The organism is Ruegeria sp. YTSA108 (assembly GCF_059610185.1).
In genome coordinates this window covers 191092-217748 of record NZ_JBXWND010000005.1, presented here as the reverse complement: position 1 = coordinate 217748, position 26657 = coordinate 191092, and the positions used below count along the sequence as shown (strand labels likewise).

The following is a 26657-nucleotide window of genomic DNA, read 5'->3' as shown; positions in this document are numbered from 1 at the left end:
GAAGGATTTCAAGTGACACCGCAAACTCTTGCACAACGCGCCTATGCGCAGACCGCTGCTCCGACGCGCACACCGCGTGATACGGAATATGAGGCGATTTCCAAGATCACGCATCGGTTGAAGGCTGCGGCCGCGCGGCACAAAACCGACTTTGGAGCGTTTGTTCAGGCTTTGCATGAAAACCGGAGGCTTTGGTCTGTGTTGGCAAACGGGGTTGCCGATTCCGATAACGCCTTGCCGAATGACCTTCGCGCCCGGATTTTCTATCTAGCTGAGTTCACCGAACAGCACAGCAGCCAGATACTCAGCAATAAGGCTTCGGTAGAGCCCCTTCTGGAAATAAACATGGCCGTTCTCAAAGGCCTTCGGCAAATGGGTGCGAATTGATGGCGGGTTTGGTATTGAAGCTAGCACCAAAAGAACGCGTGCTGATTAATGGTGTAGTTGTGGAAAACGGCGATCGTAGAAGTCGGTTTTCAATCATGACACCACAGGCAAATGTCCTGCGTTTGCGCGATGCGATACATCCTGATGAGGTGAACACACCCGTTCGCAGAGTGTGCTATGCGACGCAACTGGTTCTGTCTGGAGACATGGAAGCTGAAAGCGCCCGCCAACAACTGCTGCGTCGGGTGGAAGAGTTGAGCCAAGTGTTTACGGATGCGGACAGCCGCAGAGTTTTGGCCGAGGCAACCGAAGCCTTGTTGGCCGAGCAGTATTACAAATGCCTTAAATCCCTGCGTGCTCTGCTACCGCGAGAAGAGCGCCTCATGGCCTACCAGCAATGACCTTTCAGCCGGTCATACCCTCAGGTGGCATTGTTGGCTGGCGGTTCCTTCAACGCACCTACGAAGGCCAGTTGAACAGCTTTTCCTCTTCGTCGGTCAATGAGCGTGAGGCGACGTATTTCCGGGAAAACATCGGCAAGGTTCAGACGGCTGAAGATCTGGTTTCTGACCGCCGGCTGCTACAGGTTGCCTTGGGCGCATTTGGTCTGGAGAGCGACATCGACAACCGCTATTTCATCCAGAAAATCCTGTCAGATGGAACAAGCGCAGATGATGCATTGTCCAATCGCCTATCTGATAAAAGATACCGTGAATTCTCTGAGGCATTTGGACTGGGCCCTGGCGAAATTCGAAGAACCATTCTTTCGACATTTATGGAGGATATTGCCCGGGACAACGTGACCTCACGCTTTGAGGTCGCCGTGGGTGAACAGGACGAGTCAATGCGCATATCCCTGTATGCACAACATGCGCTGGCTGAGTTGGCATCGCAAGACAGCAGTGGTGACACGAAATGGTTCGACTTGATGGGCCTTCCGCCGTTGCGAAAGATGATGGAGACGGCGCTTGGGCTGCCTTCAAGCTTTGGTCAGTTGGACATCGACAAGCAGCTTGAGGTGTTCAAGGATAGGTTGTCGAACCTGACTGGATCTGACGATTTAGCGCAGTTCGCGGATGAAGAGGCGATCGGGGATTTGACCGACAGATACCTTGCGCGCAGTCAGATCACGCAGCTTCAAAGCACAATTTCCCCGGCCCAAACCGCGTTGCTTCTGCTGGGCGGGTAATGCTGTCCCTATCGCAAGATGCGTGAGTATCAAACGCAACTTCGCGCGACTATCCGTTCAGAATCGCGTCCGCCGAGGTTTTGAGCGCGTATGAGCACACGGGTTGTGACACGTTGTGCAGCTTGACCTCTCCAAGTGGCAAAGCGTCTGTACAGGCCGGCACGATGTCTTTGGTAACAACGATCCTGTGATTCACGATCTTGCTGTATTCCCCAAGCCGTGCGGCGACGTTCGCAGCTTGTCCGATCACGGTGAAGTCTAACCGTTCGCGCGACCCGATATTGCCGTAAGTTACGCGCCCATAAGCGACACCAATCGAACAGTCGCAATGCATGTCCGACCCGGACTTGCGCAGGTCTCCAAGCCTTTCAACGATTCCAACTGCTGATCGCTGCGCGTTTTTGCGGGCTAAGGTAGAATCTTCGCCTGCCGGGAATACAGCAAGAACAGCGTCCCCGATGAATTTTAGAACTTCACCACCGTTTTCGTCGACGATGCCCGAGACCGTTTCAAAGAAGTCATTCAGCAGGTTGATATAGGCGGCGCGGCCCAGCTTTTCTTCTAACAGGGTAGAATTGCGCAGGTCGCAGAACATGATGGCTGCATCAATCTCATCCCCGTCGCCACGACGGATTTCTCCGCCCAGGACACGCGCGCCGGTCCGCTTTCCGACATAGGTTTCCAGCAATACCTGGGCGTTTTCGCGCTGCATGAAGACTTCGTAGAACCGGGCAATCACCGAGGAGCATTCGAACACCAGCCCCAGATTGGCCGTTGTGAACCCGTCGGGGTGATCGCAGGTCAGCGTCAAGACATTGGTGCGCCCGTCGGAAAATGGCAGGGGCATCGCGACATAGTCAGTCGCCCCTTTGGCGCGCAGGTCTTCCATGATTGGAAAGCTGTGCTGAGGGTTCTCGTCATTCAGCCTTTGGCGCACGCCGCCCATACCGTTGGACACGTGGCGCAGAGGGCTGTTGATATAGGCGGGGTGGTCGTGGATTTCATAGGTGGGCACATTGGTCGAAATCTCGGCCTCATCCTTTTCCCAAATATAGTGTTTGCCCGCGATCAGCGGATGTAGGGACCAGGCAAGGATACTGAGGCGCTGAATGGCAATTCCATGTTCCAGCATCTTCTCGGCCAGCGCTTTGGTGAATGCTTCGGGCGTGCTGAGATCACTGGCCCCCCGCATCAGCCAATCAATCAGCGGCCCGCTGATATTGCCGTCTTCCGGGTTGCGCAGGTTGTTTTCACCCAGCTCAATCCGCGTATATGCGGTGGGCATAAAGCCGATATGGCCCTGGATCGCGGCGCTTTCGGGCAGGGCGTTCTCGTAAGCCCAGACGGAGTTGGCCAATCGTTGATCCGCCAGAACGACATCGTGGTAAGTGGCGGTGCCTTTGAACGGGCAGAATGTCTGAAGTTCGGTCTCATCGCTGAGATCGACATGTACATCCTGACGGGGGATGTAGATCATCGGCGGCAACCGAGTTTCGTACATTACCTTGGCATCAAAGCTTTCAGCCAGAAGGATCTCATCCCGGTAGATTGCGATACGGCCGACAAGTGGTTCGACCGAGATCCCATAGCCTTTGATATTTGGAGTCACGTGAACGTTCATAATCATCCTCCCCGGCACGGGTCTTTATAGGATGGGCGTTTGATCCGTGTTTTCCAAGGGGCAGAGCAGGATTTTCCCAATATCAAATCATCTGAATGACGTCTTTTTCGATCGACAACATATAGCCTTTTTTAGCAATGTTCTTGACCAGCAACTCGCTGACCATCTGATTGCCCAAAGCATCGCGCAGGCGCTTGATCCGCGTCGCGCCAGCAGCCTCGTCACAATCAGCTGTGCTTTTGCCGGAAATCATCGCCTCGATCTGAATGCCGGATAGAACCTCGTCATCCAACCTGGATTCGGCAAGAACTGACAGGGTTTCCATCGCCGACGCTGTCAGTTTGAAATCCATGTTATTGAGATAGACGGTATTCTCTTCCCGGCTGATCAAAAGTGAAGTGACCTGAATCCCAGTGCGCTCAATCTGTGCCATGCGTCGGTTCAACAGCACCAGCATGACCAGAAACACCAGCGCAGCAATCAGCATTGCAGTGGCGAAAACCAGCAAAACAAAGATAACCATGCGGTAACTGGACAATGTATCGGCAAAGGCAGTGCCGGACTGGGCCAGAATCTCGAGTAGGCGAATCTCGGTCTGCGAGGTCAGATCACTCTCGACGAACAGACGTTCGACGCGGGCATTGAACGCGTTTGCATCTGGCAATGTCCAGAACAGAAAGGCGGCAGAGGCCACAAGTATGACAACGATTACCGTGATGCCCGCGCCAACCAACCTGACGCCCGAGCGCCGTGCCTCAGTAACGGAGATAGAATTTTCCGGCATTGGCCTTCCTTTTATCCAACCCTTCCGGTCCAAAAACGGACATGACGTTCAGCAGGGTCCAGCCCGAGCCGCGCAGCCGTTGCGCGACCTCTTTTTTGGCTTTTCCTTTGCCGCAGGACGAAACCTGCATGACGCCATAATGCAGGCGCAACGGATTGTCCTGCTTGGCCTTGTAATCGGCATAGCAGTCCGCTGCTGACGCCATGGAACCAAGCGATATCAGGGCCCCGATGGCCAGAGAAGAGAGGATCTGTTTCATAGGCCGCATCCTGCGCATGGCTTTGGTTGATATTCAATAACGCAAAGGGGTTTCGCGGTCTGATATCAGATAACAAAACGGCGTTATTGCTTGTCTGAAGGGGACATCCCCAATGTCGGGTCATCGAATTTACGGACTGTCATCACGTCCACCGAGTACCCGAAAGGACAGCACCATGCATAAGAAATTCATCGCTCTGATCATTGCCTCTGCAGTCGCAATTACCGGCGTTTCTGCATCCCAGGCCCGTGCCGCTGATGCAGAAGATATTCTTGGCGGGCTGGCGGCGATTGCCTTGATTGGCGCTGCCATCCATCATTTTGACAAGCAAGGCGACAGCAAAAAGGTTACCCGCAACTACAACCACGTGTATCAGGCCCCCAAACAGCACATCCAGAGGACCCCCAGGCATCGGCCGAACCATATCCGTCCCTTGCCCGAGCGCGTTGCGCGCTATAGTCTGCCGCAAAGGTGCCTGGAAACCTTCAAGGGCTATGGCAAAAAGCGCCCGCTTCTGGGGACGCGCTGCCTGGATAAGCACTACAAATACGCCAATAGCCTGCCCAAAAAGTGCAAGGTCGGTTTCTGGAATGGCAATAAGGTCAAGCGGGCCTATGAACCCGCCTGCCTGCGCCAACAGGGATACCGCGTCGTTTACAAGTAATACGGTTCGAGCAGGAGTGGTGCCTTAGAAGCATCACGTCGGAGAGGGCAGCGATTGCTGTCCTCTCTTTTTTCTTGCGCAATGGGGGAAAACAGGATTTTCCCAAAACATGACCACACCAGATTATGAGATTGAAAAAGCCGCTCTTGCGCAGGGATATCTGCGGATTGCCGGTGTCGATGAGGTTGGCCGAGGTCCGCTGGCCGGTCCTGTTGTGGCGGCGGCGGTGGTCCTGAACCCCGCGGAAATTCCCCAAGGTCTGAACGATTCAAAGAAACTCTCGGCCAAGCGCCGGGCCGCATTGGATACTGCCCTGCGTGGCTGCGCCGAATTCGCGGTGGCCGAGGCTTCGGTGGCCGAGATTGATGAGCACAACATCTTGCGTGCCTCGCATCTGGCAATGGAGCGCGCGGTGGCGGCGCTGGATCCCCCCCCTGATTATCTGTTGATCGACGGAAATATGATTCCGCGCGGACTGGCCATTCCGGCACAGGCAGTGGTCAAAGGCGATGCCCATTCCGTGTCGATCGCCGCAGCTTCGATCCTTGCCAAAAACTGGCGCGATCAACTGATGGTGGATTTGGCGCAACAGCATCCGGGGTACGGCTGGGAGACAAATGCCGGTTATCCGTCAAAACAACACAAGGATGCGCTGCGAAATCTTGGTGTGACCCCTCACCATAGAGTTTCGTTCAAGCCCGTCCACAATATGTTGTATCAAGAGTAAATCGTAAGCCGCTGATTCAAAAAAGAAATTGACGGCGAATCGTCTTTGACTCATCCTTGTCTCAACCAAATGAGCGCATAAGCGCCGTGGAACTTGAGGCAGCGATATGACAACGACCACCAAAAAGGGCGCGACAGCGCTCCCTGTAAACACGATTCTATCCGGGGACTGCATCGAAGTGATGAACAGTCTTCCCGAGGCATCGGTTGACCTGATTTTTGCCGATCCCCCATATAACCTGCAGTTGAAAGGGCAACTGCACCGCCCCGATAACAGCCAAGTGGATGCAGTCGATGATCACTGGGACCAGTTTTCCAGCTTTGGCGTCTACGACCAGTTCACGCGGGAATGGCTGAAGGCGGCCCATCGTCTGCTGAAGCCCAATGGCGCCATCTGGGTGATTGGATCGTATCACAACATTTTCCGCGTTGGGTCTGCGTTGCAGGATGCAGGGTATTGGATCCTCAACGATGTAGTTTGGCGCAAATCGAACCCGATGCCGAATTTCCGTGGCAAGCGGTTCACCAATGCGCATGAGACAATGATCTGGGCCTCCAAGCGTGAAGGGGCGAAATACACCTTCAACTATGAGGCACTGAAAGCGTTGAACGAAGGCGTCCAGATGCGCAGCGACTGGGTGCTGCCGATCTGCACTGGCCATGAACGGCTCAAGGATGAAAACGGCGACAAGGCGCATCCGACGCAGAAACCGGAATCATTGCTGCACCGCGTGCTGGTTGGATCAACCAATCCGGGTGACGTTATTCTGGACCCGTTCTTTGGCACCGGGACTACGGGGGCCGTGGCCAAGATGCTGGGTCGCGAATTCATCGGGATCGAGCGCGAAGAAAGTTATCGCCAAGTGGCTGAAAAGCGCATCGCGAAAGTGCGTAAATTCGACCGCGAGGCGCTGGAGGTCAGCGCCAGCAAACGCGCCGAGCCACGCGTGCCCTTTGGCCAGTTGGTCGAACGAGGCATGCTACGCCCGGGCGAGGAACTCTATTCCATGAACCAGCGTCACAAGGCCAAGGTCCGCGCCGATGGCACGCTTGTGGGGCAAAACATCAAGGGTTCGATCCATCAGGTCGGTGCCCATCTTGAGAATGCGCCCTCGTGCAATGGCTGGACTTACTGGTGCTTCAAGCGCGACGGCAAAACCGTGCCGATCGACGTCTTGCGTCAGCAAATCCGGTCCGAGATGCACAACTGATTTCACCAATACCGCCGGTGCCTGTGGCCTGACACAAGGCACTAAGCCTTGCCCCGCCGATCAACGGCGGGGTCTTTTGTTTCTTTCCCTGATGAGTTCCGATATGAGCCTAATGAAGCAATCGGCGCAGTGTAGGAGCTTTCGCAATGTCGGACACAGCAGCCAGCGAACCTCGGGCTAGGCGGTTCTTTTTCACCCGCCCGAACGAAGTAGAATTCGAGAATAAATACACCGAAGCTGCGCTGGAACGGCACAAGCGCGAGGGGCTGGAGCTTGCTGTCCGGGCCCGCTGGATCGCAATGGGTCTGACTGGCCTTTTGCTGATATACCTGAACCCGCATTGGGAGGTCCTTTGGTATCATTTCATCCTTTTGCTGATTTGCGCAAATGGTTGGATGATCCGACGGGCAGGCCGTGTAGGGCAATCTCGGACAGAGTTGCTACTAATCTTTGTTGACCTTTTGATTATGACTTTGGGAATGATCATTCCCAACCCGTTCAGCGATGATGTGCGCCCATTGGCAATGCAATTCCGGTTTGACAACTTTCAGTATTTCTTCGTCATTCTTGCAGCAGGAACCATGGCCTATTCCTGGCGCACGGTGATTGCCATAGGCACATGGACTGCAATAATCTGGACTACCGGATGGGTGATCGCCTGGTGGGTTGCGTTTCCGATTCCCGGCATAAGTGAGAAAGTGGCCGAGGCCTTGCAGGGGTATCCGGATGTAGCCGAGATGTTGGATCCAAACAGCTTTGAGGTTCACGACCGAATACAGCAAGTGATTGTGTTCCTGATGGTGGCGGTGACGCTGGGCGTGTCGATGCGGCGACTCAATCATTTGCTGATGACCAATGCTGGGTTGGAACGGGAACGAGCGAACCTGTCGCGATATTTCTCACCAAATGTGGTGGAGGAACTGAGCCAAAATGATGATCCGCTCAAACAGGTGCGAAAAGAGAATGTCGCAGTGCTCTTCATCGATATTGTGGGGTTCACCAAATATGCGGCGGGTCGTGATCCTTATGACGTGATCGAGGTGCTGCGTGGATTTCACGCCAGGATGGAGGCCGAAGTGTTCCGCCATCATGGGACATTGGACAAGTACTTGGGCGATGGTCTTATGGCAACTTTCGGGACCCCGGTGACGACACCGTTGGATGCGACCAACGCGGTATCCTGCGCGCGCGGCATGGTGACTGTGATTGACCGGTGGAACATAGAACGTAGACGTGCCGGAGAGCCCGAGATTCATGTTGGCATCGGTGTCCATTATGGCTCGGTTGTTCTGGGGGATATTGGCGCCAACCGTCTGGAATTTGCTGTGATCGGTGATGCGGTAAATGTCGCTGCGAAACTTGAGGCAATGACCCGCGAGCTGCAGGCCCGGATCGTGCTGAGTGATGCGGTGCGCCTGCAGCTTGAGCAGGAAGGGAGCAGTGCCTCCGAACTGACAGCCGAATTTACCGAAAACAAGGGCCACCCTGTGCGCGGTGTTGAATACCCGATGGATATCTGGGTGATGTAGCTTAAGGCTCTCTCGTCGATGGACCATGCATCAAAGACGCAGGGCCAGTCGTTGGGCCGGGCAGCGCGCCGAGGCACGCTGCGGTCAGGACCCTGGCATCGGGTTTTGTGACTTGTTGTAGGGTTGCCAGTCTGTGACTTCGGGGTAGTACCGGCGCCGCCAATCCCGCACACGGGGGTTCATGACACGCCGCCAGAGCGGTGGGATCATCGCGGCGATCGTCATCACTGGGTATCCGTAGGGCAGTTGTGGTGCGGTGTTCTGATCGTGATGTTGAAGCAGTGGAAATCGACGGTTGGGTTTGTAGTGATGGTCCGAGTGGCGCTGTAGATTGATCAGCAGCCAGTTCGACGCTTTTTGCGACGCGTTCCACGAATGACAGGGCAGGACGTGTTCGTATTTCCCCTGGCCCAGATATTTTCGGGTCAGCCCGTAATGTTCGACATAGTTCACCAGTTCAAGCTGCCAGATGGCGACGCCGGCCTGAATCAGGAACAGGACAAGGCCGGACCATCCTCCAATCAAACCTGCCAGGGTCAGCATACCACACTGTAACATCCAATACCGCCAGAACGGGTTTGCGCGGTCAGTCCAGGGTTGGTTCTTGCGCGCCAGTTTCTCGCGCTCGGCATGAAAGGCGGAGGCCAGGCATTGCCACAGAACACGCGGATAGAAGCGATGAAAGCCTTCGTTGTATCGTGCTGTTACCGGATCGCGCGGGGTTCCGACATAGCGGTGGTGAACCAGCAAATGTTCGGACCGGAAGTGCGAGTACAAGACCATGGCCAGCAGGATGTCGCCAAGCCCGCGCTCCAGTCGGCCCTTCTGGTGCATCAGTTCGTGGCTGTAGTTGATTCCAATCGTCCCCGAGATCACACCCATGCCAAAGAACAGGCCGATCTTTTCTGGTGAAGACAGGTGAGAGCTGTGCGTCACATACCAAAGCAGCCCGTAAAGGGTCAGGAACTGTACCGGAACCCAGGCTTTGGTCAGCAGGATATACCAGCGCAACATGCTGTCCGGCGTATCTGGGTCCGCATTTTCGAGGTCGAGCCCGGTGAGCTGATCCAGCGCGGCAAATATCCACCATGTTGAAAGCGGCACCAGCAAGACCCACCAGCCACCCACAAAGGCCGTGGCCCAAATCAATGGAATCAGCAAAAACGAGACCCAGAATGGAAGGGTGGATTGCCAGCGAGTCAATGTTTCAGATGCGATCATCAAAAGCTCCGGTCGACGCGGGACAGACTATCCGTAGGTCGTGTTTCAGCATAATGTGTTACTGGTTGCGCCAGAGGTCAAATGCCTTGCGCATGACCGTCGGCAGATCGCTGGGCCGAAAGGCATGTTTATCAAGCAAGATCATGTCCTCCGGTGCCGCACCGGGCGGTAAAGAGGTTGCCCAAACCTGCAGGATCAGGTGGAAATGCGTGAACGTGTGGCGCACTTCGCCCGGTAGAACGCGCCAGTCCGCCGCAAACGGCGCGGTGTCAGACGGCGCATCGGACCATTCGGATCCCGGCCATCCCAGCATACCGCCCAAAAGCCCTTTGTCTGGGCGGCGTTCAAGCAACATCGCCCCGTCCGCTGTCTGGGTGATGTAGACATGGCCATAACGTGTGGGTTTTGGCTTTTTCGGTGTTTTGCGGGGCAGATCGGCCTGGGTACCCGCCGCGTGGGAGCGGCAACGCGTGCGCATTGGACATATCCCGCATGCCGGGGATCTTGGGGTGCAGACAGTCGCACCCAGATCCATCACGGCCTGTGCATAGTCGCCCGGACGCACCGCTGGGGTCAATGCAGCTGCCCGTTGCTTGAGTTGTGGTTTTGACCCCGGCAGCGGATCGTGAATGTCGTATAGGCGGGCCATGACACGTTCGACATTGCCGTCCAACACGGTTTCCGGACGATCAAAGGCAATGGCTGCAATCGCGGCGGCTGTATACGGGCCTATGCCCGGCAGGTTCAGCAGCTCATCGTGTGAGTCGGGAAAACAGCCATCATGGCTTTCAACCACAACGCGCGCGCATTTCAGCAGATTGCGGGCGCGGGCATAATATCCCAGACCGGCCCATTCCCCCATGACCTGCTCGTCAGGCGCTGCGGCCAGTGATTCAACTGTCGGCCACCGAGATGTGAACCGCAGGAAATAGTCGCGCACCGCTGCCACAGTTGTCTGCTGTAGCATGACTTCAGACAGCCAAACCCGATAGGGGTCAGGACGCATTCCGGAAGACCTATCGGCAGGACTAATGCGCCATGGCATTTCACGGGCATTGCGGTCGTACCAGGCCAGCAACTCATCGCTGAAGTCAATTTCGTGGGTGTCACGCAAGTTTTACATATCTCCTTGTCGGGTTTCGCTGGCGCCCGGTGTTCTGCCCTTTACAATAGAGAGACAGGAGTTGGAAACCAGATGCAGCCCAGACGTTCTTCGACACGCGGCTTTAAACGTACTGCGACATTGCTGAACGGCCAGATCAGGCGCGCCGGGGAAAGCCGGGGATTCGCCGTCTCTCGTCTATTGACCCATTGGGCCGAGATCGTGGGGCAGGATGTGGCCTCGATCGCGCGGCCGGTGAAAGTGGGCTATGGCAAGGGCGGTATGGGGGCCACGCTGACGGTGCTGACCACCGGTCCGCAGGCGCCGATGCTTGAGATGCAAAAGGAACAGCTGCGCGGCAAGGTGAATGCGGTTTATGGCTATAATGCCATCAGCCGGGTGCGCATCACCCAGACAGCTCCGACAGGATTTGCCGAGGGGCAGGCCAGTTTCGACCACAAGCCGAAACAGGCGAAACCCACAATCAAACCAGAAATCATAGCCGAGGCAGACCGGGCCGCGCAGGGTGTCCATGATGGCGATCTGCGCGCAGCCCTTGAACGTCTGGGCCGTAACGTTTTATCCAAGCAAAAATGCTGAGAAAGGGCTGATTCATGAGCCGTATTGCAACCGGAATCTGCGCCGCCATCGCCATAGCCGCAGGCGGCTATTGGCTGACGCAGTCGAATTCTACTCCGTCCAACCCGCTGGTTGGCAGCGCCGAGGCACAACAGACCGATCTGGATACCTCGACCATCATCGAAATGGTTCAGGGCTCGGCGGATGCGCCGGTCGAGATCGTCGAATATGCGTCCTACACCTGCCCCCATTGCGCGACCTTCCATCAGGGGACGTATAAAGAGCTGAAGAAGAACTATATCGACACCGGCAAGGTCAAATTCACCTACCGTGAGGTGTATTTTGACAAATACGGACTTTGGGCCTCGATGGTCGCGCGCTGCGGCGGCCCCGAGAAGTTCTTCGGCATTTCTGATCTGATCTACAAGGATCAGTCCAAATGGACTCGCGCCGGAGGACCTGCGGAAATCGTGGACGAGCTGCGCAAGATCGGACGTTTGGCCGGAATCAGCAACGACCAGCTTGATGCCTGCCTGCAGGACGGAACGCGTGCGCAGACGTTGGTGGCCTGGTATCAGGAAAACGCCGAGCGCGACGACATCAGAGCAACCCCATCCTTTATTGTGAACGGCAAGAAGGTCGACAATCAGTCTTACGAAGAATTCAAAAAGCTGATCGACGCCGAACTGGGCAGCTAAATCCAAACACGACCGGCCTGTCAGGGCCGGTCGCCTTCAGGGCGAAGGCGCGACCTGCAGTAGCAACTGTTTGACCCGGTCGCCCTCGTCCATATTCAGCCGGACGGGCAGGGTGATGACTTTGCTGCGAAAGGCGGCTGGCAGGCGGACCGCATCTTTTTCCGTCGTGACCATCTGAGCGCCGAGCAGGTGCGCTTCATTCTCTAGCCGTGTCATCAGGGCCGGTGTCAGGGGCTGGTGATCGTCCAGCGCTTCGGCCCGCAGCAATTTGGCGCCCTGTTGGCGCAGGGTGGCAAAGAACTTCTCCGGATGGCCGATACCGGCAAAGGCGAGAACCGGCGTGTCCGTCCAATCCATTCCTGTCTGCAGCGGTTCGACCGCACCGGTCGCATGTGGAACCGTCAGATTTCCCCCCCAGCGGGCGGCGAACTGTGTCTGCGCGTCTGTGCCGCCCAGCGACAGCACCAGATCGGCCCGTTGCTGCCCCACATCGACCGGTTCCCGCAGTGGACCCGCAGGCAGGCACAATCCGTTGCCGAACCCCCGCTCGGCATCCACCACGATGACCGAGAAATCCTTGGCGACCGAGGGGTTCTGAAACCCGTCATCCAACAGGATTACGGTTGCCCCGGCCTGGGCTGCGGCTTTTGCGCCCGCGGCGCGGTCCTTGGCCACCCAGACATCCGCAAATGCGGCCAGCAGCAGCGGTTCATCCCCGACTTCTGCCGCCGTATGTTTGCCAGGATCGACGCGCACAGGTCCTGTCAGTGCGCCGCCGTGGCCTCGGGTGACAACATGGGTCTGATGCCACGCGCCCCGCAGCTGTTCGATCATCCAGATCACGGTTGGCGTTTTGCCGGTCCCGCCTGCATTCAGGTTTCCAATGCAGATAACGGGGACGCCTGGGTTGAAACCTGTTTCCGAGGCCAGTCTGCGGGCTGTCGCCGCCGCATAAACCTGTCCTAACGGGGATAGCAGCCGGGCTCTGAGGTCCAACTGATCCGGAGCGGTATTCCAAAAGTCAGGTGCCCGCATCGTCGGTGCTCCGTTCGTCCAGATAGTCCTGTACCAGTTCGATCAGCTGATCTGATTGCGGCGCGCCGACGGTCACGATCTGCCAGCCTGCCAAAGCCATATCCGCCGCGCGGTCAGGCGCAAGTAATTCTACCACGGCATCCCCAAGTTCGGTTGCGGTTCTGACCGTCAAAGCGGCGCCTGCCTGGTCCAGCTGATCGTAGGCTGTCTGATGCTGGTCAACATGCGGGCCATGTATGACAGCCGATCCCAGGGCGGTCGCACCAAACGGATCCTGTCCCCCGTCGCCCCGTTCGAGCGAGTTGCCGATAAAGGACACTGCCGAAACACGGTACCACAAGCCCAAATCCTCTGGGTCCGAGGACAAGACGATCTGTGTGGTATCTTCAATCATGCCGCCATCGTCCCAGTTGATGCAGCGCAAGTCCATGGCTTCGAGCCGCCTGTGCAGTGGGGCGGCTTCCTGTATGTCGGCGACATGCAGGATTAGGGTCAACCGGGGCAGCATCCGCATGGCCTGACGGTGGGCGCTGAGGACCGAGATGAACTCTTTATCCTTCACCCAGGCCGCAAGCCAGATGGGTCTGCTTGAAAAGGCGTGATTGGTTTCGATCAGTTCGTCTTCGGGCCACGGAGAAGGGTTCGGACTTATCAGCAGAGGAGGCGCCTCGCTGACCTTGGTGAAGGCGATTCCCAGTTTGCGGATCTGCCGGGCCGTTTCGTTGCTGGTAGCCAGAATTCGTTGAAAGCAATCGAGAGTGTACCGGCTGATATCGGGCAGCCACCGGGTCCCACGCGCGGTGTTCAGGTCGATTTCAGCTTCGATCAGGATCAACGGCACTTCGCGCTCGTGGGCACGGGTAATCACATTGGGCATCAGCCCGCCGCCAACCCAAATGCCAATATTCGGGCGCCAATGGTCCAGAAACACCCGCGCGGCGCCGGTTTGTTCCGAAGGTAGGTTCACAAGTATGTATTTCGCGCAGTCCCACTGACTCAGGTCCGCTTCGGGTGGGGCCGACAGGACAACCGACAGGCCCAGGCGCGACTGCAGCAGTCTGTGGCAGAAATCCATCATCGCGTGAAGGCGACCCGGATTGGCAATGTGAATCCAGATCAGATCTCCTGATGGTCGGGGCACATAGGGTTGGTCCCCGTTGCCGGGTACGCCCCACGAAAGCACGCGATAGGCCGCCAGACTAAGGGATCGCGGTTTGCTCATGGCGCAATGCCCGCACTGTCTGGGTCAATCTGATCCGCCAGTTGCCGGTGCAATGGCGGGTTTGCCGCGATGACACCATTCAGGCGCGGATGTGGGTTGTTAAAGCGCAGTGGGGCGCCAAGCCGGTCCGTACATATGCCACCTGCCTCTTGGACGATCAAATCCCCTGCCGCGATGTCCCATTCCCAGCTGGGGCGCAGTGTCAACATTCCGTCAAAGCGACCCTGCCCGACCAATGCCAACCGATAGGCAAGCGACGGGCGATAGTTTCGACGGAATTGAGGAACCCGGCCCTGACACCAGTGCCGGCTGTCCAGATTGGGTTTCGCGGCCAGGATCTCGGCCGTCGTGATGTCTTGGGTGTCCGATACGACAATCGGCGCGCCGTTTAGTGTGGCCCCTTGGCCCTTGGCCGCCGCATACAACAGGTCACGCAAGGGCAGGTAAATAACCGCCGCCGTCACCTGACCATGTTCCGCCACAGCCAGGGAATGCGCCCAGGTCGAGGAACCTTCGGTGAAGCTGCGGGTGCCGTCGATCGGGTCAATGATAAAAACCCGGTCCCGGGACAGGCGATGCTGGGTGTCCTCGGTCTCTTCGCTGAGCCAGCCGTAACCCGGTCGCGCAGAGGGCAAGCGCTGTTCGAGCATCGCGTTCACGGCCAGATCAGCCTCGGTTACCGGGCCTGCACCATCGGGCTTATCCCAGCGTTGTGCTTTTGCCCCGGAATACCGTGTTGCGATCTTTCCAGACTCGCGCGCGGCGTCAATCAGCAGGGGTAGGTCAGTTGCCGGCAAGTGTCATTCCCTCGATCAGCAACGATGGGACCACACGCGACAAATAGGGGCGGGCGTCATTGGCCGGAATGATCCGCAGCAGCATATCGCGCAGGTTCCCGGCGATGGTGCATTCGTTGACCGGGTGGGTAATCTCGCCATTCTCGATCCAAAACCCCGAGGCACCACGGGAATAATCCCCGGTATTGGGGTTGATGGTCGATCCGATCATTGACGTTACCAACAGTCCGGTGCCCATATCGCGCAGCAGCTCTGCACGGCTGCGCTCGCCCTGTGTCAGGCTGAGGTTCCAGTTGCTTGGCGACGGAGGCCCAGACACGCCCCGCGTAGCATTTCCTGTCGAGGACATCTTGAGTTTTCGTGCGCTGGCCAGGTCCAATGTCCAGCCCGTCAATACACCGTTTTCGATGATCGCCCGGTGTTGTGTGGGCAGGCCTTCGGCATCAAAGGGGCGCGACCCTGACATGCGCGGGCGATGTGGGTCTTCGATCAGCGAAAGATGTTCCGGCAGAACCTGTTGTCCAAGACAATCCGACAACCAGGACGAGCCGCGCGCGATGGAGATACCGTTGCTGGCGCCCAGAAGATGCCCGATCAACGAAGATGAAATCCGTTCATCGAACAGAACCGGATAGACGCCTGTTGCAGGCTTGCGCGCGCCAACCTGCGCCACAGCACGTTCGCCTGCGGTCCGACCAATCTGGTCCGGGCTGCGCAAATCGTTTTGGAATGTGCGGCTGTCGCCGTCATAATCGCGCTCCATCCCGGTACCCTGGCCCGAGATCGCTACGCAGGAGGTTGACCGGCTGCTGCGCTCGTACCCGCCGGAAAAGCCGTTTGTGGCTGCCAGATGCACCCGATGGGTACCATAGGCGGCCGCCGCGTCCGAAACCTGTGAGACGCCTTCAACCGCCAGCGCCGCAGATTCCGCCGCCAGCGCATCATTCAGAAGATCTTCAGCTGTGGGCTCCGGCGCGGGATCGCACAGTTCCAGTGCCTGAATGTCCCAATCCCGGATCAACTGAGCCTCATTCGCCAGGCCGGTAAACGGGTCTTCGGGGGCTTCGCGGGCCATAGCGACGGCGCGTTCGGCCATGGCTGTCAGAGTTTCGGACCGGCTGTCGGAACTAGAGACGATGGCCTGTCTTTGGCCCAGAAACACCCGCAGCCCCAGATCGGTACCCTCGGACCGTTCGGCGGCCTCAAGCGCACCGGAGCGTACCTCGACCGAGACCGAAGACTCGTCCAGCACAATGGCATCCGCGGCCTCGGCCCCGGCCTTACGAGCCGCATCCAGCAGGTGTTGGCTGATCTCTTCGGGTGTGCGCATCATCTGGCCTCCGGTCTTGTTTCTTTGGACCTATCGTCCGCCCGTCCGTCCCGCAAGACCTGCGGTCATTTTCGGGGGTTTGCAGAAAGGCCAGAAAGGCGAATTTCGCATGTGGCTGCAATAATTCCGCTGTTTTGTCCGTAGCCGTAGGTTAGTAGTTGATCCAAGTGGATGAGAATGAGACGACTGGGCAGGAAGAACGGGCAGGCCAGAACATGCAGAACAATCTATCGCTGCGCGGGGTTACGATCCCCGATGATCCGCAGATCATTACGCCTAAGGTCAAGCGTTCAATCCTGGCCGAGCGTTACGAAAAAGACGAAGTGACCGGTCTGCCGAAATTTATCGACCCGAAGGATCGCGTGGTAGAGCTGGGCGCTGGGATCGGCTTCATCTCATCCTATCTGGTGACACAACTTGGTGTACGCCACGCAAAGTGCATCGAGGCGAACCCGACGCTGTGTGAATTCATCGGCCGTGTCCACAAGGCAAATGACATTGCGAATGTCGAGGTGGTGAACGCGGTTGCTCTCGGCGATACACGGGTTCCCGGAACCGCCCGATTTTACATACGTGAACCGTTCTGGTCCTCATCTCTGGACCCTGATCCTGACTATGTCAGAGAGGTCAGCGTGCCGGAACGTCCTCTGTCAGAAATTCTGCGGGACTTTGAAGCCAACGTGCTGATCGTCGATATCGAAGGGGGCGAGAAGTTTCTGTTCGACGGGGTCGATCTTGTGAATGTCCAGAAAGTCTATCTTGAGGTCCACACCCGTAAGATCGGATTGCACGGGATCAAGGCTTGTTTCGATCATCTGTCGGCACTTGGGTTTGCCTACGATCAACGTGTCAGCAGCGGTGGGTCGGTGCTGTTCCGGCGTGTTCGCCGGCGCTCGTCGTAAACAGGGAAGGCAGCCGGGCCGCCTTCCCTGTTTCTTTTATTTGATGCGCTGTCCATTGGCCAGAATTTGACCATCTTCCTTGAACTCGATTGTCGAATTCAGCGTGTCGGGCTCTTCCCCTGGCACTGCCATGAGACCCATCATCATTCGCGCGCCCATTGCGTCTTGCTCGGCAATCAGACCCATACCGATCAGAGTGTCGATCAGGGCATTCGCACCAACCAGTTGCAGGTTCGCAACGCCAGCGGGGGTCGGCAGACCGCCCAGTTCCTCAGTGTTGGAATTGTCGAAGGTGAAGTCGCCATCGCCGGACAGTTCCGCACCGACCATAGAGACCAGCAACTCGTTGATCGTCAGAGAGTGCAATTCACCCGGCGCTTCGTCCGCAAACTCAAGCGCCTCTACGGCCTCGGGGTCAAAGAAGTTGGTCAGCACTTTGGCCGTACCGGAAAGGTCCAGCGCAATCGTGGCCGGATCGCGTGGCAGGGCGGCTGCGGGGTCAAAAATGCTCCACAGCACGTCTGACATAGTGAAGTCCGTCAAGTTTATCGCCAGCCCAAAGGGTTGAATCTCTTCGGATTCCTGTACCGGGAATTCGAACTTGAAACCGCCACTTTCCATGGCAATTTCGATTGGAAAGGGCAGTTCCGCCGTTGTTACAGCAACTTTGGCGCTGTTTTGTTCGACGTCATAAGCAATTCGGTTGGCGTCGATGCTGCCGGAAAGCCGTCCGCCTTCGGATTCGCTGGCCATCGAAAAGTCTTCGCCTTCGCTGCTGCCCGCCATCGAAGACTGGCCCGATCCGTAAGTAAAGAGACCCGAGAAGGCAAAGCCAGCGTCATAGAATGCCTGCGGGTCAGAGAAATTGAAATCTGAAGGGATAATGCTGGTGCCGTCGAAGGCCAGATCGCCAAGCGTGCCGTCGAATTTCCCGGCGTCTTCGCTTTCGGGATCCTGAAATGCCAAGCTGTAGGTCATCTCTGATGCGGTAAAGCTTTGGTCGATATCGCGGTTTTCGCCGATCTTCATTTGCGAGCTGCCGCTCACATCTGCCATTTCAAGGTAGCCACCAACCACTTCGGGCGGCAACGTTTCACCGTCGACTTCGATGTTACCCAGTTTGATTCCAAGGCTGTCTGCAGAGTAATCGTAAGTCACATCATCCGGATCGCCAGAGACGGTCATAACAAGCCCGCTGTGGACGTATTCGATATCGACTGTAAATGACTCGTCCTGACCATCGACATTGCCGGTGACGGTCATGGGGAAACTTTCCGGGACACCAATATTGACGCTACCGTCGCCATTGTCGGTGAGGGTCATTTCAGGCATGGCCATGCTGAACGATCCCTCTTCTTCCGGGAGGTCCATCGACATCGTCAGGTTTTCGATGGTGATACCATTGCCGGTATCTGTCTGGTCACCTGAAACAGTATAGCCCATCTGCGCCAGATAGGACTGCCAGTCATCCCAGACTTCCTGTGGAGTAACGTCGGCAAGCGCCCCCTGCGAAATGACAGTGTAGGCCAGAACTGCGCCGCAGGTGCGGCGGAGAAAAACGGACATCATAGAACCCTTCTTGATCAAATTTGCGCGCATGGTGATGCCGGTGGCGGCGGGCGTCAAGGGGGAAGGGCTGGACCCATTCCCCGTTCGCAGGATAGAGGTTCATTAATTCTCAGGACAATGGAGGTACTGGAACCTTATGCAGGGGAAAACCGTACTGATCACTGGGGCCAGTCGCGGCATCGGGGCCGAGGCAGGGCGCGTATTTGCCGCAGCAGGGGCTAATGTCGTGCTAGTGGCGCGTAATCGGGATCAAATTCAGGTACTGGCGTCGTCGCTTGGTGAAAACGCTATTGCACTGGCCTGCGACGTCAGTGACTTCGCCCAGGTCGAGCTGGCCGTGGCAGAGTGCGTAAACAAGTTTGGCGGGCTGGATGTTCTGATAGGCAATGCTGGTGTCATTGACCCGATTTTCCATTTATCCAGCGCCGATGTCGCGTCCTGGGGTAAAGCGATCGACATCAACCTCAAGGGCGTATTTCATGGAATGCGCGCCGCGCTGCCGGTCATGCGTGCCGCGGGTGGCGGCACTGTCCTGACGGTCTCTTCCGGTGCGGCGTCGAACCCAGTCGAGGCCTGGAGCCATTATTGCGCCTCGAAGGCAGGGGCCAAGATGCTGACGGAATGTCTGCATCTTGAAGAATCCTCCCATGGGATCCGCGCCATGGGCCTGTCGCCCGGCACGGTTGCAACCGATATGCAGCGGGTCATCAAGGCCAGCGGGATCAACGCCGTCAGCCAGTTGGATTGGACCGATCATATCCCCGCCGATTGGCCGGCGCGGGCGCTGTTGTGGATGTGTTCGTCAGACGCGGATGAGTTTCTAGGCACCGAAATTTCGCTGCGACGTGAGGATATTCGGCAAAGGGTTGGATTGACGTGATTGAATTGAACAAGGCGGACGGGCTGTGGACAGTCACGCTCAACAACCCCGACAAGGCAAATGCGCTGACCGGTGCGATGCTGACCGAGCTGTGCGAGATTGCCGAGGCCGCGACCGGCGCAAGTGCGCTGATCCTGACCGGGGCTGGCAAAGTGTTCAGCGCCGGCGCCGATCTGGAAGAGGCGCGCGCCGGCCTGGCGACCTCGGATCTGTGGGAGCGGTTGTCGGCTGCTATCGCCGCGTTACCCTGCCTGACGGTTGCCGCACTGAATGGAACGCTGGCTGGTGGGGCCAATGGCATGGTTCTGGCCTGCGATATCCGCATTGCCGTACCGGAAGCCAAGTTCTTTTATCCGGTGATGAAGCTGGGTTTTCTGCCACAACCCTCCGATCCCGCACGCATGGCGGCCCTGATCGGTCCGGCTCGGACAAAGATGATCTTGATGGCCGGGCAAAAGATCACTGCGGATGAGGCTTATGCCTTTGGGCTGGTCGATCGCGTAGTTGCACCTGAAGACCTGATGCAGACCTCCCTTGATCTGGTGGCTGACAGCGTCGCCGCCAATCCTGAAATTGCGACCGGTATCGCGCGGTTATGTTCATGAGGTTGTCTGCCCTGCGTCTGCGCGTGGCTGACACGGATCGTCTTTCCGAGTTTTACAGGGATGCAATGGGTATGACTGCACGCCGGCAGGGCGCAAGCCTTCGATTGGGATATGCCGGGCAGGATGCCGATCTGCTTTTGATGCCGGGCGGCGGCGGGTACACACATGATCGGGGCCAGAGATATTGGAAGATCGGCATCACCCTGCCGGATGTTGATCTGGCTGCCGCTTTTTTGCGCGAAAAAGGCATCGAGGTTTCAGAGCCGGACCAGTTTCTGGATATCGGCTATATGTGCCACCTGACTGATCCCGAGGGTTTCGTGATCGAACTGCTGCAACACGATTTCCGTGGCAATCGCCCGGACGGTATCGCCGATCCCAAGACCCCTTTCGCGGATGCGCGTATTGGACAGATCACCTTGCGCACCGGGAATATCGCGGCCGAGGATGCCTTTTGTCGTGCACAGGGGATGCAGCTGCTATCTGTGCAGGATGTGGCACAATATGGGTTCGATCTGCACTTTTATGCTTTCACCGACGAGGTTCCCCCTAATGCCGACCTGTGGTCTGTTGAGAACCGCGAATGGCTTTGGAAACGCCCCTATACCACGCTCGAGTTTCAGCACAGCGCAGGTGCTACGTTTGCTCGGACCCCCGATTTCCGAGGGCTTGAGATGCAGGGCCTGACCCAGCCCGGCCATGATGCTTTTGGCGACCCTGTCCTGCCGGGCTGATTACCGACGACGCCGTTTTCCCGGCACTCTGGATCGAAAATCAGGGGGCCGTTTGCGAATCCAGCTCAGAAATCTTTCTAGGCGAGGGTGGGCGCGCAAAGCTTCGATCGTATTGAAATCCCGTGCCAGCTCCGCTTCGGTCAGGGTGGCGTGGATCTCTTTGTGGCAGATCACATGCAGAAAAACCGTGGGGCCGCCCTTGCCCCCTTTCAGTTTTGGGATCAGATGGTGCAGGCTGCCGTTCCCATCGGGGATCGGCCGGTCGCAGAGGGGGCAGATCGGGTCGCGGTCGGTCATATCAGCGTAACGTCGCGCCGCAGGGCGCGAAAGGCAAGAGGACAGCAATGGCACAAGCCGTCGTGATCGGAGGCGGGCCAGCGGGCCTGATGGCGGCGGGTGAACTTGCCGCCGCAGGTCATGATGTGCTGGTGGCCGAGGCCAAACCCTCGGTTGCCCGAAAGCTCTTGATGGCAGGGAAGTCTGGCCTGAACCTAACCAAGAATGAACCGCTCGAAACACTTTTGTTGTCTTATGGACCCGCCGCTGAGTGGCTACGCCCTTTGGTGGCGGAATTTGATGCTGCCGCCGTTCAGGACTGGGCGCGTGATCTGGGACAAGAGGTATTTACAGGCTCAACGGGGCGGGTGTTTCCAAAGGCTATGAAGGCCTCACCTCTGTTGCGGGCTTGGCTGGGGCGTCTTGATGCGGCTGGTGTGCAAATCAAAACCCGATGGCGGTGGACCGGATGGAACGGCGATGCTCTGGAATTCGATACTCCGGAAGGTCACCGGCAGATTGAGGCTGACACGACGATTCTGGCCATGGGCGGCGCAAGCTGGGCGCGATTGGGATCGGATGGAGCTTGGGCCCCACTGTTGCAAGGGGCGGGTGTCGACCTGTCGCCATTTGCCCCGGCGAACTCGGCCCTGTCAGTGGATTGGAGCGCACATATGCAGCCGCATTTCGGCGCTGCGATCAAATCCGTTGGGTGGACTGCCGGGGATGTGATCAGTCGCGGCGAGGCGACGATTTCATCCAAAGGCCTTGAAGGCGGAGGGCTCTATTCCCTGACGCCCGCTTTGCGAGAAGGTGCGCCGTTGAGTGTTGATCTGGTTCCCGATCTGGATGCAGCTACCTTGCAGCAGAAAATTGCAGCCAAGAAATCCAAGACGACGCAGTCGCAATGGATGAAGAAATCTCTGCATCTGTCTCCGCAAAAGATCGCTCTGTATCACGAGATGAACAGGGGAAGCGGTCTGAGTGTCGAAACGTTGAAATCTCTGCCCCTCAGCCACGCGGGGTTGCGGCCAATGGATGAGGCAATCTCAACCGTCGGAGGTGTTCGGCAAGGCGCTTTGGACGAAGGGTTGATGCTGAAATCCAGGCCCGGAATGTTCTGTGCCGGCGAGATGCTGGATTGGGAAGCTCCGACCGGTGGCTATCTGCTAACTGCCTGTCTGGCGACAGGGCGATGGGCTGGGCGATCAGCTGCAAACTGGCTGGCGCGGACCGCTTAACGCGACTTTGCCAGCATCGCCAGACGGATCATGGCACGTTCGACCAAAGCCATGGCTGGGGCCGTTTGCCCAGCTGACCGCAATGACAGATCCGTATCAGTCAGAACGGTCAAAGCGGTCTGCAGTTTGGGTGCCCCCCATCCCTGTGCTTGCCGCAGAATACGATCACGCCGCTTTCCATAGACGGGTGGGCGCAGCTTGCCGACGCCCTGTGCCGCACCACCGGGATCGGCGGCACAGGCGTAAAGCGTTCGAAAGTGCCGGGTTGCTCCGATACACAGGCTGACCGCATTTGTACCTTGCGATTGCAGCCGTCGTATCAGCGGGCTAATCTCTCCGGCTCTGCCTTCGGCGACCACGTTCAGGACATCGTCCAGAGCGGCCTCGGTCGAGCTGGGTGCACAGGCCTCGATATCTTCGAGAGCCAATTCAGTATCGTCTCCGCGCTTGTAAAGAGACAATTTTTCAATGGTTTGCGTAAAGTCCCCGGGGCTGATGGCCGTGGCAAGTTCGGTGATGGCCGACATTGCATCCGGTGGAATGTTATTGACTCCGGCCTGTGCCAGAACCCGTTCAACCTCGGCCCTAGAGGGCGGATCGTCATAGATCCCAACGGCATAGGCTGCGGGATGCGACTCGAATGCCTTACGGATCTTTGAGCTGGGTTTGAGCTGCCCGGCAGTCACGATGATCTGAGCGTCGCCCGTTGCCCAATCCTCGAATGCGGTAATGATGGCTGGGGCGGCGACATCAGTTGCATCTTCGACGAAAACTGCACGTGGGCCGGGGAAGAACCCGACAGCCTTGACCGCGTCCAGCAACAGTGCCGGTTCCCCGCGCAGATCACCACCTGGCATTCGGGTCAGGCGCATTTCCTCTTCGGCGCCTTCTCCCAGCAGGGCTGACAAGACCTGTTGCCGTTTCAAGGCCACACGCATCGCATCGGATCCGTAAATCAACAACCCTGCCTTGCCCGCGTCCGGTTTGGCGAAATACCCCTCAGCCTCGCGCGGGCTGAGCTTCATTGGGTCAGGCCCGGTGCTGCATAAAGGCGGTTCACGATTTGATCGGACAGGATGATCATCAGCCGCTCGGTCGCGTCACGTTCGTCCGCAAGCGTCGAGACGGTTGAGCCTGCAGCGGAATAGCCCACGAAATCATGGACATTTCCTGATACCAGAATCCGCCCGGTTTCAGCGGACCTGAGGGAAAATTCCGCGCGCCCTTCGATTGTATACCGGTTCGTCTCGTTGGTAGTCGTGATCGCTGCAGATTGCGTGGCCGTAGCAACCTTAACATCCAGATCATACAGCTTTTGTGCGCTCGCATCCCGGCCCAGCCGCTGTTCCAAATTCTGGACAAGCAAATAGCTTTCCACGGAATTTGGCTCAGTTACAGCAACTTTACCATGCAATGCTTCACCTGTTCCGCCCGGCGCGTAAACGGGTTGGAACCCGCATGCGGCCGCCAGCAAGCAAGCAGCCAGCGGCATCAACAAAAGGCTTCTGCGATTAAACAACGACATTCACGATCCGACCTGGAACAACGATCACTTTCTTCGGCGCGGCACCGTCCAGTGCCTTTTGCACAGCTTCGGTGCTGAGCGCGATTTTTTCAACCTCTGCCTTGTCCATATCTTTTGGAACGCTGATTTCCGCGCGGCGTTTGCCGTTGATCTGGATCGGCAGGGTTACAGTGTCATCGACCAGCATAGCTTCGTCCGCGACAGGCCAGGGGGCTGTTGCGATCAAACCTTCGCCGCCCTGATGCGCCCAGATATCTTCGGCCAGATGTGGTGTCATCGGCGACATCAACTGTGCCAGCGTCTTTATCGCCTGCTTTTGGGCCGCTGCACCCGCTTTGGATTTTGCCAACGTATTGGTAAACGCATAGAGCTTTGCAATGGCGGCATTAAAGCCGAAGCTTTCAACACCAAGCGTCACATCATGGATGGCTTTGTGCATCTCGCGCAGCAGGTCTTGATCCCCGTCGCCTTTTGCCTCGGGGTCCATCGCGCCGATCTTGTCGCAGAGGTTCCAGACACGGTTCAGGTGCTTGAATGCAGCCTCTGCGCCTGATGCTGTCCACTCCACATCCCGCTCGGGCGGTGAATCGGACAACACGAACCAGCGCGCGGTATCCGCGCCGAAGGCCGAGATAATGCTGACCGGGTCGACCACGTTTTTCTTGGATTTCGACATCTTGGCCGAGGGGATGATTTCGACCTCCGTGCCATCGGCGAGTTTGCCGTCGGTCACATCCTCGGGCAGGTGATAGACCGGACGGCCATTGGCGTCGCGGGTTTGATAAATCTCGTGCGTGACCATGCCTTGGGTAAACAAGGCATCAAAGGGCTCGATGGCCTTTTTCGGCAAATGGCCAGTGATCTGCATCGCCCGCGCAAAGAAGCGGGAATAGAGCAAGTGCAGGATAGCGTGTTCGATGCCGCCGATATATTGATCGACATTCATCCAGTATTCAGCCTCGGCCAGATCGGTCGGCGTTTCCGCGTGCGGAGCCGTAAAGCGGGCGAAATACCACGACGAATCGACGAACGTATCCATCGTGTCGGTTTCTCGCTTGGATGGCGCACCGCAAGACGGGCAGGCGCAGTCGCGCCAGGTCGGGTGGCGGTCCAGAGGATTGCCCGGTTTGTCAAAAGTGACATCGTCGGGCAGGCGGATCGGCAAGTTTTCGTTCTTTTCGGGCACCACGCCGCAGGATTCGCAATGCACCACGGGAATCGGGCACCCCCAATAGCGCTGACGCGACAGACCCCAATCGCGCAGACGGTATTTGGTAACGCCTTCGCCCCAACCCGCTTTTTCGGCGAAATCGACGGTGGTGTTGATTGCGTCATCACCCGTGGCGTCGGTCAGCCCGGCAAAATGGTTTACCCAGCGGACTTTTTCGGTTTTCGGCGGAACGTATGCGGTTTTGTCGACCGGTGTGTCATTATCAAGCGCAAAGAACGTGTCGACGACGGGCAAACCGTACTTACGGCAGAAATCCAGGTCGCGCTGGTCGTGGGCCGGGCAGGCAAAGATGGCGCCGGTGCCGTAATCCATCAGGATGAAATTGGCGATCCAGACCGGCAGCTCCCAATTCGGATCCAGCGGGTGTTTGACCTTGATACCAGTGTCATAGCCCAGCTTTTCGGCGGTCTCTATGGCCTCTTCTGTGGTGCCGCCCTTGCGGCATTCGGCAACGAACTCAGCCACTTCGGGGTTTTCGGCCTCAAGTTGCTTGGCAATCGGATGGTCCGGCGAGATGCCGACGAAAGACGCCCCCATCAGCGTATCGGGGCGCGTTGTATAGACGGTGATTGGCTCACCACTATCGACGCGTTCAAAGCCAAACTGCAATCCACGCGACTTGCCGATCCAGTTTTCCTGCATCAGGCGCACTTTTGCCGGCCAGTTCTCCAGCGTGTTCAGCGCATCCAGCAATTCCTCAGAGTAATCGCTGATCTTGAAGAACCATTGCGTCAGCTCGCGCCGTTCAACCAATGCGCCCGAACGCCAGCCGCGCCCGCCTTCGACTTGTTCATTGGCCAGTACGGTCATATCGACCGGGTCCCAGTTCACCACCGCGTTCTTGCGGTAAACCAGACCGGCCTGCAGCATATCCAGAAACAGTGCCTGTTGCTGGCCGTAATATTCTGGGTCACAGGTGGCGAATTCGCGGGACCAGTCGATGGACAGGCCCAGAGGCTTCATCTGGCTGCGCATGTCTGCGATGTTGCCATAGGTCCAGTCTTTCGGGTGACCGCCAATAGCCATCGCAGCGTTTTCTGCAGGCATCCCGAACGCGTCCCATCCCATCGGGTGCAGCACGTTATGGCCGGTCGCAAGCTTGTGGCGCGCGATTACGTCGCCCATCGTATAGTTGCGCACATGTCCCATATGGATCCGGCCAGACGGGTAGGGGAACATTTCAAGCACATAATATTTCGGCTTGTCCGCCTTGTGGTTGGCGGTGAAGATTCCAGCCTTGTCCCAGGCCTCTTGCCATTTTGCTTCGATTTCGGTGGCCGAATAGCGCGACATCGTGCGGTCCTTCGTAATGAAAACGCCGGGCATGAACCCGGCGTGGT

General features: G+C 57.5%; 28 protein-coding genes. 14 read left to right on the top strand and 14 right to left on the bottom strand.

The window, feature by feature from the left end; genetic code table 11:
- Window positions 1-12 precede the first annotated feature (12 nt).
- From flaF to AC2FHW_RS09825, 3 genes are read left to right on the top strand one after another with little or no spacing between them, the layout of a single operon-like run.
- Complete coding sequence (gene flaF, locus AC2FHW_RS09835) at window positions 13-387, top strand: flagellar biosynthesis regulator FlaF (protein WP_271949611.1); 375 nt, start codon at window positions 13-15, stop codon at window positions 385-387.
- Window positions 387-788: a flagellar biosynthesis repressor FlbT gene (gene flbT, locus AC2FHW_RS09830; RefSeq protein ID WP_271949613.1), complete on the top strand. Its 402-nt coding sequence runs from the start codon at window positions 387-389 to the stop codon at window positions 786-788. Before flaF ends, flbT begins: the two co-directional genes overlap by 1 nt.
- Entirely contained in the window at window positions 785-1576 is a 792-nt protein-coding gene (locus tag AC2FHW_RS09825; protein WP_271949615.1) for a DUF1217 domain-containing protein, read from the top strand. Before flbT ends, AC2FHW_RS09825 begins: the two co-directional genes overlap by 4 nt.
- Before the next feature lie 49 nt (window positions 1577-1625).
- On the opposite strand, the gene AC2FHW_RS09820 is transcribed toward AC2FHW_RS09825, so the two are convergent.
- The 3 genes from AC2FHW_RS09820 to AC2FHW_RS09810 form a co-directional block, all read right to left on the bottom strand.
- Window positions 1626-3197, bottom strand: coding sequence for a DUF427 domain-containing protein (locus AC2FHW_RS09820; RefSeq protein ID WP_496821847.1), 1572 nt, complete (start codon window positions 3195-3197; stop codon window positions 1626-1628).
- A gap of 82 nt (window positions 3198-3279) precedes the next feature.
- Window positions 3280-3981, bottom strand: coding sequence for a winged helix-turn-helix domain-containing protein (locus AC2FHW_RS09815; protein ID WP_142637147.1), 702 nt, complete (start codon window positions 3979-3981; stop codon window positions 3280-3282).
- Window positions 3953-4240, bottom strand: coding sequence for a hypothetical protein (locus AC2FHW_RS09810; RefSeq protein ID WP_142637145.1), 288 nt, complete (start codon window positions 4238-4240; stop codon window positions 3953-3955). The genes AC2FHW_RS09815 and AC2FHW_RS09810 overlap by 29 nt, the downstream gene beginning before the upstream one ends.
- 175 nt (window positions 4241-4415) lie before the next feature.
- On the opposite strand from AC2FHW_RS09810, the gene AC2FHW_RS09805 reads away from it, so the two are divergent.
- The 4 genes from AC2FHW_RS09805 to AC2FHW_RS09790 all read left to right on the top strand — a co-directional run bounded on the left by AC2FHW_RS09805 (window position 4416) and on the right by AC2FHW_RS09790 (window position 8370).
- Window positions 4416-4904 (top strand): hypothetical protein, encoded by a 489-nt coding sequence (locus AC2FHW_RS09805; RefSeq protein WP_142637143.1) that lies wholly within the window; start codon window positions 4416-4418, stop codon window positions 4902-4904.
- A gap of 109 nt (window positions 4905-5013) precedes the next feature.
- Complete coding sequence (rnhB, locus tag AC2FHW_RS09800) at window positions 5014-5631, top strand: ribonuclease HII (RefSeq protein ID WP_496692538.1); 618 nt, start codon at window positions 5014-5016, stop codon at window positions 5629-5631.
- A 106-nt stretch (window positions 5632-5737) separates the two neighbouring features.
- On the top strand, window positions 5738-6841 hold the full coding sequence (locus tag AC2FHW_RS09795; RefSeq protein WP_496692537.1) for a site-specific DNA-methyltransferase: 1104 nt from the start codon (window positions 5738-5740) through the stop codon (window positions 6839-6841).
- 146 nt (window positions 6842-6987) lie between these two features.
- Window positions 6988-8370 carry an adenylate/guanylate cyclase domain-containing protein gene (locus AC2FHW_RS09790; RefSeq protein WP_496821844.1) on the top strand — a complete coding sequence of 461 codons (1383 nt, stop codon included), beginning with the start codon at window positions 6988-6990 and terminating at the stop codon, window positions 8368-8370.
- Window positions 8371-8454: 84 nt separating this feature from the next.
- On the opposite strand, the gene AC2FHW_RS09785 is transcribed toward AC2FHW_RS09790, so the two are convergent.
- Window positions 8455-9591: an alkane 1-monooxygenase gene (locus AC2FHW_RS09785; protein WP_496677844.1), complete on the bottom strand. Its 1137-nt coding sequence runs from the start codon at window positions 9589-9591 to the stop codon at window positions 8455-8457.
- A gap of 58 nt (window positions 9592-9649) precedes the next feature.
- Window positions 9650-10705: an A/G-specific adenine glycosylase gene (mutY, locus tag AC2FHW_RS09780; RefSeq protein ID WP_271949633.1), complete on the bottom strand. Its 1056-nt coding sequence runs from the start codon at window positions 10703-10705 to the stop codon at window positions 9650-9652.
- An 81-nt stretch (window positions 10706-10786) separates the two neighbouring features.
- On the opposite strand from mutY, the gene AC2FHW_RS09775 reads away from it, so the two are divergent.
- Window positions 10787-11293 (top strand): DUF721 domain-containing protein, encoded by a 507-nt coding sequence (locus AC2FHW_RS09775; RefSeq protein ID WP_142637130.1) that lies wholly within the window; start codon window positions 10787-10789, stop codon window positions 11291-11293.
- 14 nt (window positions 11294-11307) lie between these two features.
- Window positions 11308-11970, top strand: a complete 663-nt coding sequence (locus AC2FHW_RS09770) for a DsbA family protein (RefSeq protein WP_271949636.1) — start codon at window positions 11308-11310, stop codon at window positions 11968-11970.
- A 36-nt stretch (window positions 11971-12006) separates the two neighbouring features.
- Here the strand turns inward: AC2FHW_RS09770 and lpxK are convergent, their stop codons facing one another.
- The 4 genes from lpxK to AC2FHW_RS09750 are packed head-to-tail and all read right to left on the bottom strand — an operon-like array spanning window position 12007 to window position 16357.
- Window positions 12007-13005: a tetraacyldisaccharide 4'-kinase gene (gene lpxK, locus AC2FHW_RS09765; RefSeq protein WP_271949638.1), complete on the bottom strand. Its 999-nt coding sequence runs from the start codon at window positions 13003-13005 to the stop codon at window positions 12007-12009.
- Entirely contained in the window at window positions 12992-14227 is a 1236-nt protein-coding gene (locus AC2FHW_RS09760; RefSeq protein ID WP_496821842.1) for a 3-deoxy-D-manno-octulosonic acid transferase, read from the bottom strand. Before AC2FHW_RS09760 ends, lpxK begins: the two co-directional genes overlap by 14 nt.
- Window positions 14224-15024, bottom strand: coding sequence for an inositol monophosphatase family protein (locus tag AC2FHW_RS09755; protein ID WP_281973057.1), 801 nt, complete (start codon window positions 15022-15024; stop codon window positions 14224-14226). The genes AC2FHW_RS09760 and AC2FHW_RS09755 overlap by 4 nt, the downstream gene beginning before the upstream one ends.
- A complete protein-coding gene (locus AC2FHW_RS09750) occupies window positions 15011-16357 on the bottom strand; it encodes a TldD/PmbA family protein (RefSeq protein ID WP_281973058.1) in 1347 nt (448 codons plus the stop codon). The genes AC2FHW_RS09755 and AC2FHW_RS09750 overlap by 14 nt, the downstream gene beginning before the upstream one ends.
- A 164-nt stretch (window positions 16358-16521) precedes the next feature.
- On the opposite strand from AC2FHW_RS09750, the gene AC2FHW_RS09745 reads away from it, so the two are divergent.
- Window positions 16522-17256, top strand: a complete 735-nt coding sequence (locus AC2FHW_RS09745; RefSeq protein WP_496821840.1) for an FkbM family methyltransferase — start codon at window positions 16522-16524, stop codon at window positions 17254-17256.
- Window positions 17257-17292: 36 nt separating this feature from the next.
- Here the strand turns inward: AC2FHW_RS09745 and AC2FHW_RS09740 are convergent, their stop codons facing one another.
- Window positions 17293-18822 (bottom strand): DUF2125 domain-containing protein, encoded by a 1530-nt coding sequence (locus tag AC2FHW_RS09740; RefSeq protein ID WP_271949649.1) that lies wholly within the window; start codon window positions 18820-18822, stop codon window positions 17293-17295.
- A 139-nt stretch (window positions 18823-18961) separates the two neighbouring features.
- Here AC2FHW_RS09740 and AC2FHW_RS09735 point away from each other — a divergent pair, with 139 nt between their 5' ends.
- From AC2FHW_RS09735 to AC2FHW_RS09725, 3 genes are read left to right on the top strand one after another with little or no spacing between them, the layout of a single operon-like run.
- Window positions 18962-19705 carry an SDR family oxidoreductase gene (locus tag AC2FHW_RS09735; protein WP_271949652.1) on the top strand — a complete coding sequence of 248 codons (744 nt, stop codon included), beginning with the start codon at window positions 18962-18964 and terminating at the stop codon, window positions 19703-19705.
- A complete protein-coding gene (locus AC2FHW_RS09730; protein WP_271949654.1) occupies window positions 19702-20310 on the top strand; it encodes an enoyl-CoA hydratase/isomerase family protein in 609 nt (202 codons plus the stop codon). Before AC2FHW_RS09735 ends, AC2FHW_RS09730 begins: the two co-directional genes overlap by 4 nt.
- On the top strand, window positions 20307-21044 hold the full coding sequence (locus AC2FHW_RS09725) for a VOC family protein (RefSeq protein ID WP_271949656.1): 738 nt from the start codon (window positions 20307-20309) through the stop codon (window positions 21042-21044). Before AC2FHW_RS09730 ends, AC2FHW_RS09725 begins: the two co-directional genes overlap by 4 nt.
- Here AC2FHW_RS09725 and AC2FHW_RS09720 read toward each other — a convergent pair whose 3' ends face one another.
- Window positions 21045-21341 carry an HNH endonuclease gene (locus tag AC2FHW_RS09720; RefSeq protein WP_271949658.1) on the bottom strand — a complete coding sequence of 99 codons (297 nt, stop codon included), beginning with the start codon at window positions 21339-21341 and terminating at the stop codon, window positions 21045-21047.
- A 47-nt stretch (window positions 21342-21388) separates the two neighbouring features.
- On the opposite strand from AC2FHW_RS09720, the gene AC2FHW_RS09715 reads away from it, so the two are divergent.
- Window positions 21389-22561, top strand: coding sequence for a TIGR03862 family flavoprotein (locus tag AC2FHW_RS09715; RefSeq protein ID WP_271949660.1), 1173 nt, complete (start codon window positions 21389-21391; stop codon window positions 22559-22561).
- Here AC2FHW_RS09715 and holA read toward each other — a convergent pair.
- From holA to leuS, 3 genes are read right to left on the bottom strand one after another with little or no spacing between them, the layout of a single operon-like run.
- Window positions 22558-23586, bottom strand: a complete 1029-nt coding sequence (gene holA / locus AC2FHW_RS09710; RefSeq protein WP_271949662.1) for a DNA polymerase III subunit delta — start codon at window positions 23584-23586, stop codon at window positions 22558-22560. The genes AC2FHW_RS09715 and holA overlap by 4 nt on opposite strands.
- A complete protein-coding gene (gene lptE / locus AC2FHW_RS09705; protein ID WP_142637105.1) occupies window positions 23583-24086 on the bottom strand; it encodes an LPS assembly lipoprotein LptE in 504 nt (167 codons plus the stop codon). The genes holA and lptE overlap by 4 nt, the downstream gene beginning before the upstream one ends.
- Entirely contained in the window at window positions 24073-26610 is a 2538-nt protein-coding gene (gene leuS / locus AC2FHW_RS09700; protein WP_282027819.1) for a leucine--tRNA ligase, read from the bottom strand. The genes lptE and leuS overlap by 14 nt, the downstream gene beginning before the upstream one ends.
- Between the last annotated feature and the right edge of the window lie 47 nt (window positions 26611-26657).